Origin of the sequence: Sphingomonas sp. OK281, from assembly GCF_900115295.1 — a bacterium.
Taxonomy (GTDB): domain Bacteria; phylum Pseudomonadota; class Alphaproteobacteria; order Sphingomonadales; family Sphingomonadaceae; genus Sphingomonas.
Genome location: NZ_FOVZ01000006.1, coordinates 1 through 21,064, shown reverse-complemented (window position 1 = coordinate 21,064; position 21,064 = coordinate 1). Strand labels below are relative to the sequence as shown.

Below are 21,064 nucleotides of genomic sequence, written 5' to 3'. Positions count from 1 at the left end.
AGTTCGGCTAAGCCCGCGGGATGCAGCATGACACTACGGTAAGCCCCTCGGATCCTGCCATTTTGCTGCGAGGGAGCTTTGCATCGATCGCCCCAGCCCCGGCGCTGCGGGCAGCCGAACCATATGCGCGTGACGAACTGTTGCACGAGCTGTTCGACGCCACGCGCGCTGCGCATCCGGACGCGACCGCGCTGCGGCTGATCGGCGCGGACGAGGAATACGACCGCAAGACCGTCTGGACCTACACCGACCTCGCGACGCGCAGCCTGGCGCTCGCGCACCGGCTCCGCGCGATGGGAATCGGCCGCGGCGACCGCGTCGTGTTGTGCCTGCCGCGCGGGCTCGACCAGTATATGGCGATCCTCGGCGTGCTGCGCGCCGGTGCCGCCTATGTGCCGGTCGACTGGGGCTATCCGCAGGATCGCATCGACTTCATCGTCGAGGACAGCGAGGCCGCACTGACGATCACCGTCGCCAGCCGCGTCGCCAACCTCAAGGGGAAAACTCTCGCGCTAGACTCCGCGTTGGGCGATCTCGCGGCTGAGCCGTCCGAACCAATCGGCCGCGACGTGACGCTCAGCGATCCGCAGGACCTCGCCTATATCATCTACACCTCGGGCACGACCGGCCGCCCCAAGGGCGTGATGATCTCGCACGGCAACGCCTGCCACCTGGTCCGCTCGGAAAGCGCGATCCTCGATCTCACCCCTGCCGACGTCGTGTTCGGCGGGTTCAGCCTTGCGTTCGACATGTCGGTCGAGACGATGTGGAGCGCGTTCTTCGTCGGTGCGGTCGTGCTCGTCGCGACCGAGGCGCTGGCGACCAGCGGGCCCGACGTGGCGATCGCGCTGGCCGAGGCGAACACGACGATCTGGCACGTCGTCCCCTCGCTGATCGCGCTCGTCGAGCATCCGGTGCCGACGCTGCGCCTGCTCAACATGGGCGGAGAAGCGTGCCCGGCGGACCTGCCGCGCCGGCTCGCGCGACCGGGCCTCCGCCTGCTCAACACCTACGGCCCGACCGAGACGTCGGTCACCGCGACCTGGACCGAGGTGTTCCCCGGCCAGCGCATCACGATCGGCAAGCCCCTCCCCGGCTACACCGCGTGGGTCGTCGACGAGCATATGCAGCCGGTCCCCGACGGCCAGGAAGGCGAGCTAGTGATCGGCGGGCCGGGCGTCGGCGTCGGCTACGTCAACCGCCCCGATCTGACCGCCGAGAAGTTCATCATGACGCCGTTCGACGGGCCTTCCGGTGCCCCCGAACGTATCTACCGGTCGGGCGACCTGGTGAGGCTCGATGCGGCGGGCGACATCGATTTCGTCGGCCGCATCGACACACAGGTGAAGATCCGCGGCTTCCGCGTCGAGCTCGCCGAGATCGAGGCGGTGATCGGCGAATGGCCGGGCGTCGCGCAGACCGTCGTCCAGCTCTTCACCGACGGCGATGGCTCCGAATTCCTCGCCGCGTTCCTGATCGCACGCCCGGCCGAAGAGATCGACATGGTCGGCCTCAAGGCCCGCGTTGCCGAGCGGCTCCCGAATTACATGCGCCCGGCTGGGTATCAGCTGCTGTCGCACATGCCGACGCTCCCCGCCTCGGGGAAGGTCGACCGCAAGGCGCTGGTCAAGCCCGAGATCACCGTAACGTCGGACCGCGAGATGGTCGCACCTGCCACGCCGATGGAGGAAAGCCTGCACCGCGTCTGGGCCGAGGCATTCGCGCCGCAGCCGGTGTCGGTGCTCGACGACCTGTTCGAGGATCTCGGTGGCCATTCGCTGAAGGCCGCGCGCCTGGTTTCGGCGGCGCGAAAAGTGCGCGGCCTCGAAGGGCTGTCGCTCGAGGACGTCTATGCCGCGCCGACCATTCGCGCGCTTGCGCTGCGGATCGGTGGCACCATGCCGGTCGCGATCCTCGACGAGAGCAGCTTCCATCATATCGCGCCATGGAAGCGCCGGCTGTGCGTCGCCGCGCAGACGCTCGCGCTGCTGCCGATCTACACGCTGGCGGGGCTCCAGTGGTTCTCGCCCTATCTCGCCTACACGCATCTCGCGGGCGACATGCCGCGGGTCGACGCGCTGATCCTCAGCGGGCTGTTCTTCACGGTCGTGCCGATCGCGTCGATGGCCCTGTCGATCGCGCTCAAATGGCTGATCGTCGGGCGCTTCAAGGCGGGCGATCACCCGCTCTGGGGCAGCTATTATTTCCGCTGGTGGCTGGTCCGCCGGATCATCGGCGTCACCGCGACGCCGTATCTAGCGGGCACGCCGATGATCCGCGGCTATTACCGGATGATGGGCGCGAAGATCGGCGAGCGAGTCCATATCGGCGCCGGGATCATCGACACCGCCGACCTGCTCCACGCCGACGACGATGCGATCATCAGCGACCAGTCGGTCCTCGCCACCAGTTCGGTCGAGCGCGGGCTGCTGCGGCTCGGGACCGTGAAGCTCGGCAAGGGCGCGTTCGTCGGGTCGATGGCGGTGGTCGGCCGCAACGCCGCGCTCGGCGACGACGCGATGCTCGACGACCTGTCCGCGCTGCCCGCCGACACGACGATCCCCGCCGGCCAGCGCTGGGCCGGTTCGCCCGCCGCGCATGACGGCGATGCGCCCCGCCGCCCGGTCACCGCAGCCCCGCGCAACGCCGGTCCGGCGATCGGCCTGTTCCTCTGCGCACTGATCCTGCCACTGGTCGCGATCCTGCCGATCGCGCCGGGCCTGATCGCGCTGATCGAGCTCGACTGGGCGACCAGCGGCTATGCCTATGTCGCGGTCGCGCCGCTGCTCGCGGTCACCTATGTCGTAATGATGTGCGTGCTGACGGTGGCCGCGAAACGCCTGATCCTCGGTCGCGTCGCACCGGCGGTCTATGCGCTGAACAGCGGGTTCTACGTCCGCTACTGGTTCGTCCAGCAGATCAACGACCTCGCGTTGCGCCTGCTCCACCCGATCTTCGCGACGCTGTACGTCGTGCCGTGGTACCGCGCGCTCGGCGTCAAGGTCGGCCGCCGCGCCGAAATCTCGACCGCCAGCGCGATCGTGCCGGACTTGGTCGAGATCGGCGAGGAGAGCTTCATCGCCGACTCGGTGATCTTCGGCGCGGCGCGGATCGGCCACGGCACGATCGAACTCGCGCATACCAAGATCGGCCGTCGCAGCTTCATCGGCAACTCCGCGCTACTACCGAGCGGGACGCAAATCGGCGACGAGGTGCTCGTCGGCGTGCTCTCAAAGCCGCCGAGCGATCCCGCACTCGCCACCGAGGCGGGCAGCACCTGGTTCGGCTCGCCCGCGATCAAGCTGCCGGTGCGCCAGGTCAACACGATGTTCGACGAGGGCGCGCGGTTCAACCCGTCGCGCGCGCTGATCGCGACGCGCCTGTCGATCGAGGCGGTCCGCACCACCTTGTCGCTGACCGCGTTCCTGGTGTTCTTCAGCCTGCTGCTGTCGGTGGTCGGCGACCTCGACGACCTCGATAATGGCGGGCTGCTGATCGCGACGACGTTCCCCTTCCTGTACGTCGGCTTCTGCCTCGCCTGCGGGATCTTCGTCCTCGCGCTCAAATGGCTCGTCGTCGGTCGCTACAAGGTCACGACCGCGCCGCTCTGGAGCCCCTTCGTCTGGCGCACCGAACTCGTCACCGCGACCTACGAGAACCTGGCGGTCGCCAACCTGCTCGAACCGTTGCGCGGAACACCGTGGATCGGGCTGTACCTGCGGCTGATGGGCGCGCGGATCGGCAAGCGCTGCTACATCGACACCACCGACCTGACCGAGCACGACCTCGTCGATATCGGCGACGACGTCGCGCTCAACGATTTCGCCGGCCTGCAGACGCATCTGTTCGAGGACCGCGTCATGAAGGTCGGCGCGATCCGCGTCGGGGACCGCGCGACGATCGGCTCGCTCGCGATCGTGCTGTACGACGCGGAGATCGGCGCGGACGCACAGCTCGGCGACCTTTCGGTGGTGATGAAGGGCGAGACGCTGCCCGACGGCACGAGCTGGGACGGGAGCCCCGCACGGATCGCCGTCGCGACGTGACGCCGATCTGGCACGACGGTCCGCTGGACGCGCTCGTCTGGGACGGCCAGTCGCCAGTGGCGTGGAGCGTCGCCGAGACCGGACCTCACGCCGGCGGCCTGCAAGGTGATGCGCGCGCGATCCGGCACGGTATGGCCTCCGCCCTAATCAGCATACTTGCAGGCGACTCCGTCGATGTCCGCCTGACGCGTAGCCCGGCCGGCGCGCCGATCGTTTCCGCCCCCGGCGGCTGGCATATCAGCCTCTCCAGTCGCGGTGCACGCGCCCTGATCGGCGTTGCGCGCGCACCGATCGCGGTCGACCGCGAGGTCATCGACGACCACCCACCCCTCTGGGACATGCTCACCAAGACCGAAGCCGACGCGCTCCGTCACATGTCCACCCTCGCCCAGCCCCAAGCCTGGATCCGACGCTGGACGATAAAGGAAGCGCACGCGAAACTTATCGGCGAACCACGTCGCATCCGCCCCGAGTCCATCGACACCATCGTCACCGATCCAACCCACGCGACCGCGACGTTCGAAGGCACTTCGCGCTGCTGGAGCCGTTCCACCACCGAAGCGATCGAAACCATCGCGCAGTGGAGCCAGCCATGACCAGAATCCTGACCCGCCACTACGAAGAAAAGGACCGCGCCGCCGTCCTCGCGATCTTCGACTCGAACCTCCCCGAGTATTTCGGCGCCGGCGACCGCGAATGGCTGGAGGAGACGCTCGACGAGCCCGACGGCCCGGCATTCGTGGTCGACGTCGACGGCGTCCCCGGCGCGTTCGGCGGCTACGAGACCTGGGAGCATTACAACAAGGCGCTGCTCTTCTGGGGCATGGCCGCGCGCGCCTATCATGGCGCCGGCCTCGGCAAGCTGCTGCTGTTCGAACGCCTGCTCCACGTCGCCACCAGCGCTGAGCCGACCACGCGCTACGTCACCGTCGACACCTCGCCGCAGGTCTCGCCGTTCTTCCAGCATTGCGGCTTCGAACTGACCAGCGTCTGGCCCGGCGGCTACCGCTCGGGCATGGACATGCACGAACTTCGCTTCGACCTCGCGGGAACGTCGCTCGCCGAGCTTGCCGCCCGGCGCGACTTCGCATTGGCGAGAGCATCGTCCTGGCAAGAAGCCTGATCACGCGCCACCTCTGCTAACTACTCGCAATAGCCTTGCTCTGGATGTACGGTCCCGGTAGGCGATTGGCGTGACCGCATCGCTTCCCTCATCGTCCATGGCTACCAAGCGCAAGCGCAAGTGGCGGAGCTGGTGGCTTAAGCAATTGCACAGCTGGCACTGGATCAGCGCGGCCTTGTCGCTGACTGCGATGTTGCTGTTCGCGATCACCGGAATCACGCTGAACCATGCCGCGACGATCGGCGCCAAGCCCGTCGTCGTCGAGAAGAGCGGTATGCTGCCCGCATCGCTGCTGCATGGCCTGAACGCGCAGCACGCACCCGACGCTCCGCTCCCCGCTTCGGTCGCCAAGGGCGTCGCCGCCGTGGTCGGGCTCGATCCTGTCGGCAAGCCGGTCGAATGGTCGGACACCGACGCCTATGTCGCACTGCCCCGTCCAGGCGGCGACGCATGGGTCAGCATCGCACGCTCGACCGGCCGCATCACCGCCGAGACGACCGATCGTGGCTGGATCTCCTACCTCAACGATCTCCACAAAGGCCGCAATGCAGGGGCCGCGTGGTTCTGGTTCATCGACGTCTTCGCCGGTGCCTGTATCCTGTTCACCCTGACCGGGCTGTTGCTGCTGCAGCTCCATGCGCGGCATCGCCCGTCGACCTGGCCGATCGTCATCGCAGGGCTCGTCCTGCCCGTCCTCCTCGCCGTCCTGTTCATCCATTGAAGGATTTCGCCATGCGCCCCACCGCGTTCCTGCTTCTCGGCGGAGCGATCGCCGCCCCCGTCCTCGTGTCGCCGGCGGATGCCGCGCCCGGCGGTACGGTGAGCGTCACGATCCCGCGACTCGAGGTTGCCGAATATCACCGGCCCTATGTCGCGATCTGGCTCGAGCCGGTCGGCGGCGGTGCACCGCGGACGCTGGCAGTCTGGTACGACGTGAAGAAGCGCGGCAACGATCCCGGTACCAAGTGGCTGGCGGACCTGCGCGCCTGGTGGCGCAAGGGCGGCCGCAGCATGGCGATGCCCGCCGACGGCGTCAGCGGCGCGACGCGGGCGCCGGGCCAATACACGATTCCCCTGCCCGCCGACGTCAAGCCCGGCCAGTACGTCCTCAACGTCGAGGCCGCACGGGAAACCGGGGGTCGCGAGCTGGTCTCCGTCCCACTGGCCGCCAATGCGCGGGCCTCGGGCAAGACCGAGCTCGGCGCCGTCACGCTCTCCGCCCGCTGAGATGGGCCCGTTGAAGGATCACAGCATGAAGCCTTTCGTTGCACGCCTGATGGCCGCCGCCGCGCTGTTGTCGATCCCCGCCGCGTTGTCGGCGCACCGGATGTGGCTGCTGCCGTCCGCGACGGTGTTCTCGGGCACCGATGGCTGGGTCACGGTCGACGCCGCCGTGTCGAACGACCTGTTCTTCTTCGATCATCAGCCGCTGCGGCTCGACGGCATGAAGGTGTGGCAGCCCGACGGCAGCGAGGGCGCGCTGCAGAACGGCGCGACCGGACGCTATCGCTCGGTATTCGACGTCAAGCTCGACAAGCCCGGCACCTGGAAGATCGGCACGCAGATGTCCGCCGTCATGGGCAGCTTCAAGGTCGGCGGGGTCGAGACGCGGATCGGCGGTCGTCGCGGACCGCCGCAGCCCGGCGCCCCCGCACCGCTGACGGTCGCCGACATTCCCGCCAACGCGACCGACGTGAAGGTGACCGAGGTATCGGGCCGCAACGAGATCTTCGTGACGGCCGGGGCGCCGACCACGACCGTCTTCAAGACGACCGGCAAGGGCCTGGAGTTCGCCCCGATCACGCATCCCGACGAACTGGTCGCGGGCGAGACCGCCAGGTTCCGCTTCCTGGTCGACGGCAAGCCCGCCGCCGGCCTCAAGGTCACGGTGATCCCGGGCGGCAAGCGCTATCGCAACGACGAGGGGGCACGCGAACTGACGACCGGGGCGGACGGCGTGCTGAACGTCGATTGGCCGACCGCCGGGATGTATTGGCTCAATGCGACGCTGACCGACGGCAAGGCGACCACGCCGCGCGCGACCGAGCGGCGGATGAGCTACGTCACGACCCTCGAGGTGCTGACGCCGTGAAGACGCTGGCGTGAGAACGACCTAATGAGACTGGCCCTATGAGACTGGCCCGATGAGGCTGGCCCTCCCGCCGACGATCGACGCCGCAGCGTTTGTGGCGCGCGATCCGGCGGCTTTGGTGTTCGATCTCCACGGCGAGACGATGGGAACGATGTGGAGCGTGCGGTTCGCAGGTCCCGCTGGCACCGACACCGTCGCGCTTCGCCAGAGCATCGTCGCGCGACTGGCCGAACTGGTCCGGGAAATGAGCCACTGGCTGCCCGACTCGGTGTTGTCGCGCTTCAACCGGTCGGTCGCGGGCAGCTGGACGACGCTACCGCCCGACGTCGCGCACGTCATGACACGCGGACTCGCGATCGCCGAGACCACGCGCGGCGCGTTCGATCCGGCGATCGGCAAGCTTGTCGATGCGTGGGGGTTCGGACCTGCCGCTGCTCCCGGACCGCCGACGGCTGCCGATATACAGGGCGCGAGAGCAACGTCGGGCTGGTCTCGCCTTACCTTGGTACCGGCCGGGACATCGGCTGGCGTTTCGGCCCGCGCCCACCTTCACCAGCCCGGTGGGATCGCGCTCGACCTGTCGGGAATCGCCAAGGGGTACGCGGTCGACGTCGTCGCCGACCTGTTGCGTCGCGCCGGCATTGCCAACGCGCTGGTCGAGATCGGCGGCGAACTGGTGGGCCGGGGTATCCGACCGGACGGCGACCCGTGGTGGGTCGACCTCGAAACGCCACCCGGCTCGACCATCGCGCCGCTGCGGATCGCGTTGCACGGGCTGGCAGTGGCGACCTCGGGCGATTACCGCCGCGGTGCGCACACGATCGACCCGCGCACCGGGCACCCGATCGACACGGGGGTGGTATCGGCGAGCGTGATCCACGCCACCGCACTCGACGCGGACGCATGGGCGACCGCGCTCACCGTCCTGGGTCCGCTCGACGGCCTGGACCTTGCCCGCGACCACCGGATCGCCGCGCGTCTGGTCACCACCATAGACGGCGAGAGTCGCGAGTATCTGAGCCCCGCTCTCGTCGCGATGCTGGACGCATGACGCGCGGACGTCCCGCGACGCGCTAGCGTCTTGCCGTCGTCGCGCTTTCCGTGGTCCGGTATCGCAGCAAGGCCTCGGGTTCGTCGGTCTGGAACATCGTGACGCCGCTTCGTGCAAGCGCGCCCCAGACCGCATCCGGATCGCGGAGTGCGTCCAGGTCGCCGCCGGCGCCGACGACGAACCCGCTCCACAATGTGTTCACCCACAGGCGGACGCCCGATTTCGCCGCCTGAGCGGCGATCGCCGGAAGCGCTTGGGAAGGGATATAGGGCAGTTCGAACGCGATCGGCTTGATCCGGCCGGATGCCTGTCGGCCGATGACCGTCGGCAGGTCGGCCGCTTGCGGATCGCCGGTGGTCGGGATGATCGCGAACGGCACGCGATCATAGGGTGTCATCGACGCCAGCGCAGCCGATCCGATTCCGGCGGTCGTCTTGACGATCACCCGGCCCTGCACCCCGGCGCGCTCGGTTGCCGCGATCACCTCTGGATAGATCATGTCCTTGATATCGAGGTTGAGCACGATCCGGCCCTTCGCGAGGGCCAGCATCTCGTCCAGAGTGAGGACGGCTTCGGCGGTCAGCGGCGCGGTGGCGCCCCCCTCGTTCTCGCGCAGATGCAGCGCCTTCAGGTCGGCAAGCGTCATCTGTGCGACCTCGCCCTTGCCATCCGTGGTGCGATCCACGCGGTCGTCGTGCATCATCACGAGATAACCGTCGCGTGTCTTGCGGACGTCGGTCTCCATGACGTCGACCCCCATCGCGACGCACTGTTCGAGCGCGGCACGCGAGTTCTCGGGTGCGGTCGGCAGGCCGTGGTGCGGCGCGGCCTCATGGCATCCGCGATGCGCGACGACGACGATGCCGCCGCGCGGATCGCCGACACGCCGCATGATGTCGGCGGTGTCGGTGGCATGCGCGGGAGACAGAGCGACGGTCATGGTGACGACTGTCGCGACCAGGCCAGGAACGGCAAACTTCATGATGGGGACCTCATCGGATCGAGTAGCGAGGATCTTGCGCGGACCGCGCTCACCATTTGCGGCTGGCGACGAAGCGGAAATTCCGACCGAATAGCGGTCGACCGAAGATCGCCTCGGGCGTACCTTGCCCGAAGCGGTCGCCGGCAGTGTTGCCCTCGGTGAAGCCATGCGCGTTGGTCACGTTGTCGCCGACGACCTGGAACTGCCAGTCGCCCTTCCCGACCATCGCGCCGATCCCGAAATAGCCGTATGCCGGCAGCGCGGTGGTGTTGAAGAAGTCGGTGTAGCGGCGCCCGACATAGTCGTAGCGGCCATAAAGGCTGACGTTCGCGTCGCGCAGCTGGAAGTCGACGCTGGGTCGTATGTTCAGGAAGAATTTCGGCTCGCGGATGATCTGCTTGCCGTTGGCGCGGCTGCCGTCGGCACCGGTGTTGCTGCTGAAATCGAGATATTTGGGATCCTGATAGGTTGCGGCGCCTGCGATCGAGAATGGTCAGACCACGCGCAGCCGACCATCCGCCTCGACGCCCTTGGTTTCGGCGGTACCGATGAAGTTGACGGTCTGGTCGCTGCGGCCGTTCGCCGGATTGAACGCGGTGAAGCTGGCGTTGAACGGATCGAACTTGGTGTAGAAGCCGGTGACGTACAGATACGATCGGCCATAGGATGCCTTCACGCCGAACTCGTACAGCTTGGCCTTGGTCGAGACGATCGTCGGCGTCGGCACGGTCAGTGCGGTCGTCGCATTTGGCGGCACTTCGAGTTGCGACGCGCGACCATAGGCGCCGAGATGCCCGTTCAGGTCGTAATTGACGCCGCCGGTCCAGTTGGTCGCGGTCTGCTTGAGGCGCAGCGTGCTGATCGCACCCGTGAAACCACGGGTCGCGTCGTCCGCAAGCGTCGCCGCGTTGCCGAGGTTGGTCGTCCCCGTGACCTGGCCATAGCCGCTATAGCTGTACCATTCGTGACGGATGCCGCCATCGACGCTCAGTCGGTCGGTGATGTCCCAGCGATCGGTCCCGTACAGCGCGAGCACCTGGCCGTCGGTCTTGCCCGCATTGAGCGACGCCGCGTCGTTGATCGCGCCATTGTCGGTGACGTAGCCGAGCACCGTGCCGTTCGCGGAATACGCCGCGAGATCGAGCGTGCGCGGCTGCGACTTCACCTCGACGAGATAGTTCTGGAACGCCTGGAAGCTGGTGACGCCGTACAGCGAGCCGTACAGCCCGACCCGGATGTCGTGGCTGCCGATCCCGGTCTCGAACTTGCGCGTGACGCTGAGATCGCCTTGCCCGGAATAGAAGTTCGAGGTGACCGAGCGAAACTGCGCCGACATGACCAGCCCCGAATCCGCGGCCGGATCATAGCTCGTCAGGCCATTGGTGCCCGCCACGCTATAGCCCATGCGCGCGACGTTGGCGCCGAACGCGGTCCGGCTCGCGCCCAGGAACCCGGCGGCATAGCTCGCCGAGTCGACCGGGTTGGAGGTCGAATAGAACGCATCGAAATCGAGCCGGCCCTTGGTGTAGCCGGCCTTGGCCGAGACGTGCCAGTCGTCGAAATCGGCTTCGTAATCGACGCCGACATTGCCGAACTGGATGTGACGGCCGTTCGACAAATCGCCTTGCCGGTTCTGGATGACCCCCGCCCCGTCGCGATACTTGATGTTCACATCGCGCAGCGCCGGCGTGTTGATGGTGCCGTCGAAGTAATCGATATATTTGTCGAGGCTGACCGAGGGATCGCGCGGATCGGCGGTCGGGATCGACAGATAGAAGACGTTGTGGTCGTTGGTGTACTGGCCCGACAGCTTCACATAGCCATTGTCGAAATCATGCTTCAGGTTGGCGCGGATCTGGCCGCCGCGATCGCTCGGGAAGCCGTTGTCGCGATAGCCCTCGTTCTGGCGGATGAACCCGCCGATCGCGTAATAGTCATGGTCGCCGAGTGGCCCCGCCTGATAGGCGTCGAGACGGTAGAGCCCGGTGGTACCGACCGTCGCCTGGACTTTCCCGCGCGTCGTATCGGTGCCGGTTACGGTGATGACGTTGGCGATCGCCGCTGCGGTGCTGGCATAGATCGGTGCGGGGCCGCCGCGGACCACCTCGATCCGGTCGGTCATCAGGTCGGGGCGGTTCATCCCGTCGCCCTGGTTGAAGAAGATGCCGTCGAGTTCCTGGTACAGCGGCAGTCCGTCCTGCTGGAAATACAGATAGCCACGATCGGTCGGGATGCCGCGGACGCGCGTGATGTTCTGCACCTCGCCGCCGGTCGCCTCCGCCTGGATGCCGGGCAGCGTGCCGATCAGGTCGGTCATGCTCTTGGGTGCAAGCTTCTGGATGTCGGTCTGCGAAAGCGTGTTGACCGCATAGGAGACGTCGAAGCGTCGCTGCGGCCGTGCCGACCCGGTGACGACGATGTCGGCCGGATGCTCTTCGGTCGGAGCCGCGGTATCCGTCGCTGCCGTCGTCGGCGACGCCACGACCGGCTCGCTGGTCTTGGCGTCCTGCGCGTCGGCGTTGGCGGATGCGCCGATCATCGCGCACAGCGCCACACCACTGAGAAAAGCCTGTCGGACAATCACGTTAGTCCCCCCGAATTGCGTCGGAGCGGCCTGTGGGCGACGGGTGTGACAGTTTTAGTTAGTTACATGGAATTAAATCGGGACGATGGATTTTCGGCGGCGTTCGTCATCACGCTCCCGGCGTGGTGATGGCATGGATCGGCACCATCGCGGCACCGATCACGACGGCGGCGCTGCCGATCGGCGAGGCGTGGATCTTCGGCATCGCCGCGCGATAGCTCGTATCGCGGGCCTCGCCGATCGCCTCGATCCGGGTGGCGAGCGCACGGAGGATGGGTAGGGGCAGCGCGCCGGAGATGACGACAGCGCCCGGATCGAGCCATGCCGTCCCGCTCAGAACAGCATAGTCGAGCTGGTGCGCAACCCGTTCGATCCACTCGGCGATCAATCGTGCGTGCGGCTCTTGGAGGCGATCGATGTCCGACAGGGAGTCGATCGCGACGCCCGCCTCGCGTAACCGGTGCAGCAGGTCGATCCCCGACGGCCGCGGCCGGTTCGCCGGAAACAACCGCCCGACCTCGCCGACGTTGCCGTGCTCGCCGAGCAACAGGTCCCGCTCGACGATCAGCCCGCCGCCGATGCCGTGGCCGAGAAACAGCACCAGCACCGAGCGATAGGCGCCGATGATGCCATGCTGATAATATTCCGCCAGCGCCGCGGCGGTAGCGTCGTTCTCGATCCACACCGGCATCGCCAGCACGTCGCCCAGAAGCTGCGCCAACGGCACGTCGCTCCAGCCCGACAACCAGTCGACCACGCAGCGATGGTTGCGATCGCCGCGTAGCGCATAGCCCGGCACGGCGACGCCCAGGCCGAGGAACTTGCCGCGCATGAATCCGTGCTCGGCGGCCAGCGATCGCAGCCGCTGATCGAGCGTCCGGGCGAACACCAGCGGATCCGGACTGTCGAACGGCAACGTGTCCCGGATCAGCGGACGCCCGCTGAAGTCGACCATCACCAGTTCCAGCCAGCCGGGGTGGACCGTCGCACCGACCGACCAGCCACCATCCCCCGCTATCCCGATCGGAACCATCGGTCGTCCCCGCGCCGGCGTCTCGCGCACCGGCATCTCTTCGATCAGCCCCAGCGCGATCAACTGCTGCGACAGCCGCGTCATCGTCGCGCCGTTCGTCCCCAGCGCCTGGGCCAGATGCACGCGCGACGTCGGGCCGCCGATCCGGAGTTGGAGAAGCACCAGCTTTTGCGGTTCGGAGAGCAGCAGCGCGGGACGGTTACGAACAGGCATCCGCGCAGGATATATTTCCACCATGTCAAATAAATGAAAACGATTGCCGATAGTAGCACCGACCATGGCGACATCGGTCCTGCACGTCGACGATCGGAACGATACGCTCACGCCGTCGCTTGCGATCAAGCTCGGCTATTCCAGCGGCAATTTCGGCAAATCCATCGTCTGGGCGAGCTTCGAGAGCTTCCTGCTGTTCTACATGGTGAGGCTGGCCGGGTTCGACGCACTGACCGCGGGCGGCCTGTTGGCATGCGTGATGTTCTGCGATGCGGCAGCAGACGTCACCGTCGCCTATCTGACGGATCGCCATGGCAGGGCCGGCGCACTCGGCCGGCTTATCCAGTTCGGTGCCCCGCTGTGCGCGGTCGGCTATTGTTCGATCTTCGCAGCCCGATCGAGCGGCATCATCGTCGTCGGCGCAGTCATCCTGTGCCGGATTGGCTACACGCTGTGCGACATCGGCCACAACACGCTGCTGATTCGCGTGGCACCCCGGCCCCGCGATGCAACCGGCGTATCGGGCTTTCGCCTGGTATTCAGTGCCGCCGGCACGGGCGTCGTCGGTCTCGCATCGGCACACGTCCTGTCGCTTGCCGACCCGGGCGAGCAGCGGACGGCGTTCGCTGTCTGTGGCATTGCCGGTGGCGTCATCTATCTGAGCACGCTGATGACGGCGATGTGGGTGACCCGCAAACTGCCTTCGGCACGGCCTGATGCCGGGCGTACGAGCCCGAAGGCGATGCTGTTCGCGCTGGCGCGCAATCCTTCCTATCGGAAATTGCTGCTGCTGGTTGCCTTGCAAGCCGGACTGCTACCGATGCTTACCCGCTCGCTGCCCTTTTTCGGCGAACTGATATTCGGCGATGCCAGTTGGGGCGGTTCGGCACTCACGACGATCACCATCGCCCAGGCCACATCGCTGCCGGCATGGATCTGGCTCAGTCGTTCGCGATCCGCCGGGCAGATCCTGACCATAGCCTATCTGATCCTGGCAGCGGCCATGGCCACATTGGCGATATCGCCGTCGTCGGCCGAAAACATCCCTCGACTCGCGATCATCGGGATTGCCTATGCGGGCATGAACATCGCCATCTGGGCGATGCTGACCTCTACCGTGCGCGACGGCATGACCGACGGTGGGACCGTCGAGGCGCTCCCCGTCGGCCTGTTTCTCGCGACGCTGAAAGCTTCGGCGGGCGTCGGCAACCTGCTGTTCGCCGTCGCCGTCTCGAGCCAGAACTGGCGTTGCATCGCCTGTATGCAGGGCGACCGATCGCCGTTCCTGCTGACGGTCCTGGGATTGCCGCTTCTCGGCTGCGCCGCTGCACTGGCGGTGAACGTCACGCGGAGGGGAAGACCTGCACGCGATACCGAACCGATGTCGCCGGGTTCCGCCAATACCCGATCGCCTTGATACCCGCTTTGACACCATCGGTGCCGCGGCTTTTGCGCTCGATCGCTGAGTCTCTTGTCCAAAAACGCTGCAATCGGCCGTGACCTGGGGTCCGGCGTGCGATAGCCCGGCCGGATGAATGCGAGGGAAACGGCCAACCGGGAAGGCATCAACCAGGACGCGATCGTCGATGCGGCGATCGATATCATCGTCCGTACCGGGTTTGCCGGATTGACGCTGCGCCCGCTCGCATCGTCGCTCGGGATCAGCGTCGCGGCGGTCTCGTCACGTATGGGTAACAAGGACCAGTTGATCGACCGGGTCGTCGATCTGGCCGCGCAACGGGACCAGCTTTTCTTCGACCGCTGGCTGGACCTCGCAGCGCACATCGTGCCGGCCACCGGCATTGCACGCGCTACGCTGGCGGACCTGGCTTTTCGGGACTGGATGACGGCGGGGCGGCAGCAGGCCATGTTCCTCATCGAACTCGTCCATGATCGGGCGGTCCGATGCCAATCCTCGCCCGTGCTCGACGACTGGCTCGCGCGCGCAGGTATGTTCTGGTCGACCTTGGTGTTCGGCTCGACCGCGCTCGCCGACCTGGCGATCGGCTATGTACTGGACGAAGCCGGCTTCGCGCTCGGTGCCGGCAGCGACCCTGCCTACACGATGCTGCGCATGCTGTGCCTCCAGCGCCTTGCCGATGGCGTGTTTGCGCACGGCGCCACGTCGGGCATCTCGATCGAGCGGCTGATCGCGATCCTCGAACCGGATGCACTGCCGATCACAGCGGAAGACGATCCGAAACGCCAACGCATCGCCGATGGCGCGGCGCAGATCATCGTCTCGCGAGGCATGGAGGCGGCAACCCATCGGTCGGTGGCAATTGCGGCCGGCGTGCCGGCATCAACCGTGGTATATCATTTCGGGGGACGCGCGGCGTTGGTCGTGGCGGGGCTCCATGCCGTGATCGCGCGCTTCCACCGCACGCGCGATCGGTCGCGCGCCGAAGGAACGCTATCGCAAGACGACACCCAGACCCGCGACCTGGTCAAGGCGACGTCGATGATCGCGCTAGCTAGCGTGCGCGAGCCGAGCCTGCTGCCTTACGCCCTCGACATGCGGCGCCGGCGCGGCGAGAATATCCGCGCGATCGATCTTCCCTCGCTGGGACTGGATCCAGGTGCAGGATTCGATCGAACGACCGCACAGGTCGTCTCGATCGCGGTGTTCGGTATGCGAATGGTGGCGATGGGTCGCAAGCTGCCGGAACGCACGCATTATCGTAACGCGTTTGCCGCGCTGGAAGCGTGGAACGACGGGACACGCTGACGCCTCCGTTGCGGGTATTCAGTGCCCTGCGAGGGTCTGGCTCACGGGTTAGCCAACCGGCACTGCCCGGTGATACGCGCAAACTGATGAGCCATAATACGAGTTCCACCGTCCGTGGTATTTAACTGAACAACTGTAATCCTGTTGTCATTGAGTGGGCATAGAGGACCGCATGCCCGTTGAGGAATCAACGACCTCTGCGGAGATATTGCCATGAAAAACTCGAAATTTGTCCGGTTGACGACCAGCGTTGCCATGCTTGCATCCTGCATCGTTGCTGAACAAGCGTGTGCTCAGACGACGTCGCAGGGGAGTGCTGGCCAACCCGCGGCAGCCCGCGCTCCGGACACCGGCGAAGGCCTGACCGACATCGTCGTCACCGCGCAGCGTCGTCTGGAGAAGGCGCAGTCGGTGCCGATCTCGATCACCTCGGTCAGCGGCGAGCAGTTTCAGAAGACCGGCTATATCGGCCTGACCGACCTGCAATATGTCGTGCCCGGCGTGCAGTATAACCCCACCCAGGGCGCTGCCTTCCAGATCCGCGGCGTCGGCAGTTCGTCGTTCGATCTCTCCAACGCCAAGTCGGTCAACGTGGTCGTCGACGACGTCGTCATGGACAACCAGCGCGACAACGGCCTGATCGGACTGGTCGACGTCGCGCGCGTCGACGTGCTGATGGGCCCGCAGGGAACGCTGTTCGGCAAGAACTCGACGTCCGGCGTAATCTCGCTGACTACCAACAACCCGGTCATCGGCCAGACCTCCGGCAATTTCTACGGCAGCTACGGCGAGCGCAACGACCGGATCATCAACGGCACCGTCAACGTGCCGATCAGCAACACGGCTGCTCTTCGCGTCTCGGCCTTCGAGCAGGGTCAGGATGGCGCCGGTCGCTATGTGACGATCAACCGCAACCTCAACCGCGTCGACGAATACGGCGTCCGCGCGAAGCTTCTCTACCGACCGATCGACGCGCTCGAATTCGTGCTCGCGGGCGAATATACCCGTCATTACGACACCTCGGTCCGCACACCGGTCGGCGGCCCGGCCGGATCGGTGTTCGCCCCCTCCGCCGCGATCACCGCGCAGATGGCGGCGCTCGGCGTCGTCGCCAGCGAGAAGAATACCGACTCGCTCGACAGCTATCTCGGCTCGATCGGCATGACCAACAAGGGCGGATCGCTGCACGCCAATTACGATTTCGGCGACGCGACGCTGACGTCGATCACCGCTTACCGCGAGACGGTGTACGACAACGACACGCCCGCCGATCTGCTGCCCGCCGACGTCAACGCGTATCTGCCGTTCAACATGGGTCGGTTGCGCTCGAAGAAGTTCAGCGAGGAAATCCACCTTGCCTCGTCGACCGGGCATTTCTTCGAATATCTCGTCGGCGCATTCTACAACAAGCTCAACGCCACGCAGACGCAGCTCCAATGGGGTCCGCTCGGCGCGCCGGTCTATGATGCGAACGGCGTTGGTCGGCCGACATTGTCCGCGAACACCGGGGCGAACGATCCGGTGACCGGCGTGCTCCTCGGCAACACCGTGCGGTTCAAGTCGTATAACGAGACCGCGGCAGTGTTCGGCCAGACCAAGTTCACCTTCACCCCGCAGTTCAGCCTGACGCTGGGTGGCCGCTACAATTACGACTGGAACGGCCAGTCGATCGGCTATTTCAACACCGATCCGCTACCGATCACCGGCTATTCGCCGACCTTCACCGCGGCCAGTTCGGCGCCGACGGCGGACTTCCGCGACGGCTCGAAGAATGGCGGCAAGTTCACCTACCGGATCGCGCCGCAGTTCGTGATCAGCCCCGACGTGATGGTCTATGCGACCTACTCCACAGGCTACAAACCGGGCGGGATCGCGTTCGTCGGCAACAAGTACAACCCGTACAATTCGGAAACCGTGAAGAGCTGGGAGGCGGGCATCAAGTCCGAGTTCCTTAACCGCCGCGTCCGCCTGAACTTCGATCTCTACTCCTCGAAATACACCGATTTCCAAGCGACGATCCTGACCCCGGTGACGACCGGCATCGGCGGCTTCATCCTCGCCTCGGCGATCGGCAACGCACCCGGCCTGCGCTCGCGCGGCTTCGAGGCGTCGCTGGCAGTCAAGCCGGTGCGTGACTTCTCGATCGGCGGCGCGGTCACCTTCAACGACTCGAAGTTCACCGACTACGTCGCCAGCCCGACCGCGAACTACACCGGCACGCGCCTGACCAATGCGCCGCGCTGGTCGTTCACGATCAACGGCGACTACGGCACCGAGATCAGCACCGATCTCAAGGTGAAGGCGCATATCGACTATGCGTATCGCAGCAGCACGCAGACCGTCACCGGCGCACTGCTCGGCGACTGGCTTGCCGCACCGGTCAAGAACGCCGACGGCACCTCGACGCCGAACGCGAGCTACTCGTTCATTCCGGCCTATGGCTTGGTCAACACCCGGCTGAGCGTCGCCAAGATCAACGACTCGGTCGAGGTCGGCGTCTATGCGCGCAACCTGTTCAACACCTATTTCTCGACCGGCTATCAGATCTACGGGTCGCTCGGCCTGCTGCATTATAGCACGCCGGTCGCCTATCGTACGCTCGGTGGCTACGTGAAATTCGGTTTCTGACGATCCGACCGGTGGTGGCGGCACGCGGTCGCCCGCCGGACGATCCCCGATCAAAGGACGGACAATGAAGAAACTCGCCATCGGTCTCGCCGTGACCTGCGCGGTCTCGGCGCTCGCTGCCGCTAAGGACCGTGCTCCGGATCTGCTGCTCAACCAGATCCAGGTGGTGGGCACGCACAACAGCTATTCGCAAGGCATCGATCCGCGCCTGATGGCCATGGCGGAAGCGGTGGTTGGGCCCAAGCTGATGGCGCGCACGAGCGCTCTGACCGGCGTAGCTAAGGCGGCGGCGCTCGAATATCACCCGAATCCCGGCACCATCACGCAGGGGCTCAACTATCGCTACGGATCGCTCGCGACCCAGCTCGACGCCGGCATGCGCAGCCTCGAGATCGATATCAACAACGATCCCGAGGGCGGCCGCTATGCGCACCCCGCAGGCTATGCCGCGCTGAAGGCAAAGGGAATCACCGACCCCTTGCCGCTCGACAGCACCGACATGGAAAAGCCAGGGTTGAAGGTCTTCCACATCGCTGACTTCGACGTTCGGTCGAGTTGCAACCTGTTCCGCACCTGCCTCGGCCAGTTGCGCGCCTGGTCCGACGCGCATCCGAACCACGAACCGATCTTTATCCTAGTCGAGGCCAAGAGCGATCCACTGCCGATCTTTCCGGGCTCGACCAAGCCGCTGCCGTTCGACGCTAAGGCGTTCGCGGAAATGGATGCGTCGATCTACGACGTGATCGGCCGCGACCACCTCGTAACCCCCGATGCCGTGCGCGGCGATCATCCCACGCTCGAAGCCGGCGTTCGCGCACATCATTGGCCGACGCTTCAGGCATCGCGCGGCAAGTTCGTGTTCCTGTTGCTGACCGCGCTCGATCCGATCGCGCTCGCCGCCTATCACGAGGGGCACCCCAATCTGGAGGGCCGCGCGGCATTCCTGCGCGCCAGCCCCGGCGACAGCTATGCCGCGTTCCTGCTGATGGACAACGCGACGATGCGTGCCAAGGAGATTCCCGCGCTCGTGAGGCAGGGCTATCTGGTCCGCGCGCGTGCCGACATCGAGACGTACGAAGCGCGGATAAACGATCCCGCACGCGCCAACCAGGCGTTCCGGAGCGGTGCGCAGATCGTGTCCACCGACTTCTACAAGGCCGGCAACGCCTATGGCACGCCCTATGTCGTCCGCTTGCCGGGCGGCGGTGCCGCACGCTGCAATCCGGTCAATACACCAGCCGGCTGTACCCTGCCCCGCTGACCTGTGACCTCGCTCGGATCCGGATAGGAAAACGCATGACACGATCGTTTGCCGCAGGACTGATGCTGGCGCTCATGGCCGGAACGGCGATCGCCAGGGATCCCGCTCCGGCTCCGGCTCCGGCGCCGGCCCTACGCATCAACGACGTCGCCGTCATCGGCACGCACAACAGCTACAAGCAGCCTATGCCCGCCGCGACGATGGCGAGAATCCGCGCGATCGATCCGGCGATGGCCGACGCGCTCGACTATTCGCACCGGAGCCTTGTCGAGCAACTCGATGCCGGCGCACGGCAGCTCGAGATCGACGTGAACTACGACCCGCAAGGCGGGCATTACGCGCGGGGCTCGAACGATCCGAAGCTGATGCGACCGGGCTTCAAGGTGCTGCACATCCCCGGCATAGACAATGCGTCGAGCTGCGTATTGCTGACCGAGTGTCTGACGATCATCCGCGACTGGTCCGCCAAGCATCCCCGCCACGTACCGATCATGCTGATGTTCAACACGAAGGACGAGCAGAATGCCGCGCGCGGCGGGATCGATGCGTTGCCGTTCGGGGAGGCGGCCTATGATGCGCTGGACGCGGAAATCCGGTCAGTCCTGCCGCCCGGCAAGCTGATCGTCCCCGACGATGTGCAGGGCCGCTATCCGACGTTGCGAGACGCGGTGCTCGCGGACAACTGGCCGTTGCTGGAGGCGTCGCGCGGCAAGTTCCTGTTCGCGATGGACGAGCCCCCGGCGAAGGTCGCGGTATATCGCGGCAAGCGTCGCTCGCTGGAAGGCCGAGTGTTTTTCATCAATACCGACGAGGCATCTTCAGCGGCCGCCTATCTGACGCTCAACGACCCGGTACACGATGCCGCGCGGATTCGCCGCGACGTTTCCGCGGGTTTCCTCGTCCGCACGCGCGCCGATGCAAACACGCGCGAGGCCCGGGCGAACGACATGGTGCCGCGCGACACGGCACTTGCGGGCGGCGCGCAATACGTATCGACGGACTATCTGTGGCCCGACCCGCGGCTCGCAGGGGGCTATCACGTTGCCCTGCCCGGTGGACTAACCGCGCGTTGCAATCCGGTACGTGTGCGCGAGGTGTGTGGCGATCTGGAGCGGCGTTAGGCTGTACGCCCCTTCGATTTCGCGGGAACGTGCGCCACCGGGGCGGACGTCGGACGCAGGAAGACCCCGGAAGCGGTTGCTTTCGGGGTATGGTGTGTGTGGGAAGATGGTTGCGGGGACAGGATTTGAACCTGTGACCTTCAGGTTATGAGCCTGACGAGCTACCGGGCTGCTCCACCCCGCGCCGAGATCCCATCAAAGT

General features: G+C 66.1%; 14 protein-coding genes, 1 tRNA gene and 1 pseudogene. 12 read left to right on the top strand and 4 right to left on the bottom strand.

Annotated elements, in window-relative coordinates; translation table 11 throughout:
• The first annotated feature begins 20 nt into the window (after positions 1 to 20).
• From BM244_RS18565 to BM244_RS18535, 7 genes are all read left to right on the top strand, one after another.
• Positions 21 to 4,046, top strand: a complete 4,026-nt coding sequence (locus BM244_RS18565) for a Pls/PosA family non-ribosomal peptide synthetase (protein ID WP_093400420.1) — start codon at positions 21 to 23, stop codon at positions 4,044 to 4,046.
• A complete protein-coding gene (locus tag BM244_RS18560; protein ID WP_093400419.1) occupies positions 4,043 to 4,642 on the top strand; it encodes a 4'-phosphopantetheinyl transferase family protein in 600 nt (199 codons plus the stop codon). The genes BM244_RS18565 and BM244_RS18560 overlap by 4 nt, the downstream gene beginning before the upstream one ends.
• Positions 4,639 to 5,169 (top strand): GNAT family N-acetyltransferase, encoded by a 531-nt coding sequence (locus tag BM244_RS18555; RefSeq protein WP_093400418.1) that lies wholly within the window; start codon positions 4,639 to 4,641, stop codon positions 5,167 to 5,169. The genes BM244_RS18560 and BM244_RS18555 overlap by 4 nt, the downstream gene beginning before the upstream one ends.
• 97 nt (positions 5,170 to 5,266) lie before the next feature.
• The gene (locus BM244_RS18550; protein ID WP_093400417.1) at positions 5,267 to 5,890 is read left to right on the top strand and encodes a PepSY-associated TM helix domain-containing protein; all 624 of its coding nucleotides are present in this window, start codon (positions 5,267 to 5,269) and stop codon (positions 5,888 to 5,890) included.
• Between the two features lie 11 nt (positions 5,891 to 5,901).
• The gene (locus BM244_RS18545; protein WP_175518298.1) at positions 5,902 to 6,396 is read left to right on the top strand and encodes a DUF2271 domain-containing protein; all 495 of its coding nucleotides are present in this window, start codon (positions 5,902 to 5,904) and stop codon (positions 6,394 to 6,396) included.
• 25 nt (positions 6,397 to 6,421) lie between these two features.
• Positions 6,422 to 7,261, top strand: a complete 840-nt coding sequence (locus BM244_RS18540; protein ID WP_093400587.1) for a DUF4198 domain-containing protein — start codon at positions 6,422 to 6,424, stop codon at positions 7,259 to 7,261.
• Between the two features lie 52 nt (positions 7,262 to 7,313).
• On the top strand, positions 7,314 to 8,312 hold the full coding sequence (locus tag BM244_RS18535) for an FAD:protein FMN transferase (RefSeq protein WP_254784568.1): 999 nt from the start codon (positions 7,314 to 7,316) through the stop codon (positions 8,310 to 8,312).
• Between the two features lie 22 nt (positions 8,313 to 8,334).
• Here BM244_RS18535 and BM244_RS18530 read toward each other — a convergent pair whose 3' ends face one another.
• From BM244_RS18530 to BM244_RS18520, 3 genes and pseudogenes are all read right to left on the bottom strand, one after another.
• The gene (locus BM244_RS18530; protein ID WP_175518297.1) at positions 8,335 to 9,294 is read right to left on the bottom strand and encodes a glycerophosphodiester phosphodiesterase family protein; all 960 of its coding nucleotides are present in this window, start codon (positions 9,292 to 9,294) and stop codon (positions 8,335 to 8,337) included.
• Positions 9,295 to 9,343: 49 nt separating this feature from the next.
• Positions 9,344 to 11,833 (bottom strand): annotated as a pseudogene (locus BM244_RS18525) (TonB-dependent receptor).
• 154 nt (positions 11,834 to 11,987) lie between these two features.
• Positions 11,988 to 13,124, bottom strand: a complete 1,137-nt coding sequence (locus tag BM244_RS18520) for an ROK family transcriptional regulator (protein WP_254784567.1) — start codon at positions 13,122 to 13,124, stop codon at positions 11,988 to 11,990.
• Between the two features lie 64 nt (positions 13,125 to 13,188).
• Here BM244_RS18520 and BM244_RS18515 point away from each other — a divergent pair, with 64 nt between their 5' ends.
• The 5 genes from BM244_RS18515 (at position 13,189) to BM244_RS18495 (ending at position 20,862) form a co-directional block, all read left to right on the top strand.
• The gene (locus BM244_RS18515; protein ID WP_093400414.1) at positions 13,189 to 14,541 is read left to right on the top strand and encodes an MFS transporter; all 1,353 of its coding nucleotides are present in this window, start codon (positions 13,189 to 13,191) and stop codon (positions 14,539 to 14,541) included.
• Positions 14,542 to 14,655: 114 nt separating this feature from the next.
• Positions 14,656 to 15,852 (top strand): TetR/AcrR family transcriptional regulator, encoded by a 1,197-nt coding sequence (locus BM244_RS18510; RefSeq protein WP_093400413.1) that lies wholly within the window; start codon positions 14,656 to 14,658, stop codon positions 15,850 to 15,852.
• Positions 15,853 to 16,065: 213 nt separating this feature from the next.
• On the top strand, positions 16,066 to 18,480 hold the full coding sequence (locus tag BM244_RS18505) for a TonB-dependent receptor (protein WP_254784565.1): 2,415 nt from the start codon (positions 16,066 to 16,068) through the stop codon (positions 18,478 to 18,480).
• A gap of 64 nt (positions 18,481 to 18,544) precedes the next feature.
• Positions 18,545 to 19,741 (top strand): phosphatidylinositol-specific phospholipase C1-like protein, encoded by a 1,197-nt coding sequence (locus BM244_RS18500; RefSeq protein WP_093400412.1) that lies wholly within the window; start codon positions 18,545 to 18,547, stop codon positions 19,739 to 19,741.
• A 35-nt stretch (positions 19,742 to 19,776) separates the two neighbouring features.
• Positions 19,777 to 20,862: a phosphatidylinositol-specific phospholipase C1-like protein gene (locus BM244_RS18495; protein ID WP_175518296.1), complete on the top strand. Its 1,086-nt coding sequence runs from the start codon at positions 19,777 to 19,779 to the stop codon at positions 20,860 to 20,862.
• Positions 20,863 to 20,969: 107 nt separating this feature from the next.
• On the opposite strand, the gene BM244_RS18490 is transcribed toward BM244_RS18495, so the two are convergent.
• Positions 20,970 to 21,046: transfer RNA gene (locus tag BM244_RS18490), tRNA-Met, on the bottom strand.
• Between the last annotated feature and the right edge of the window lie 18 nt (positions 21,047 to 21,064).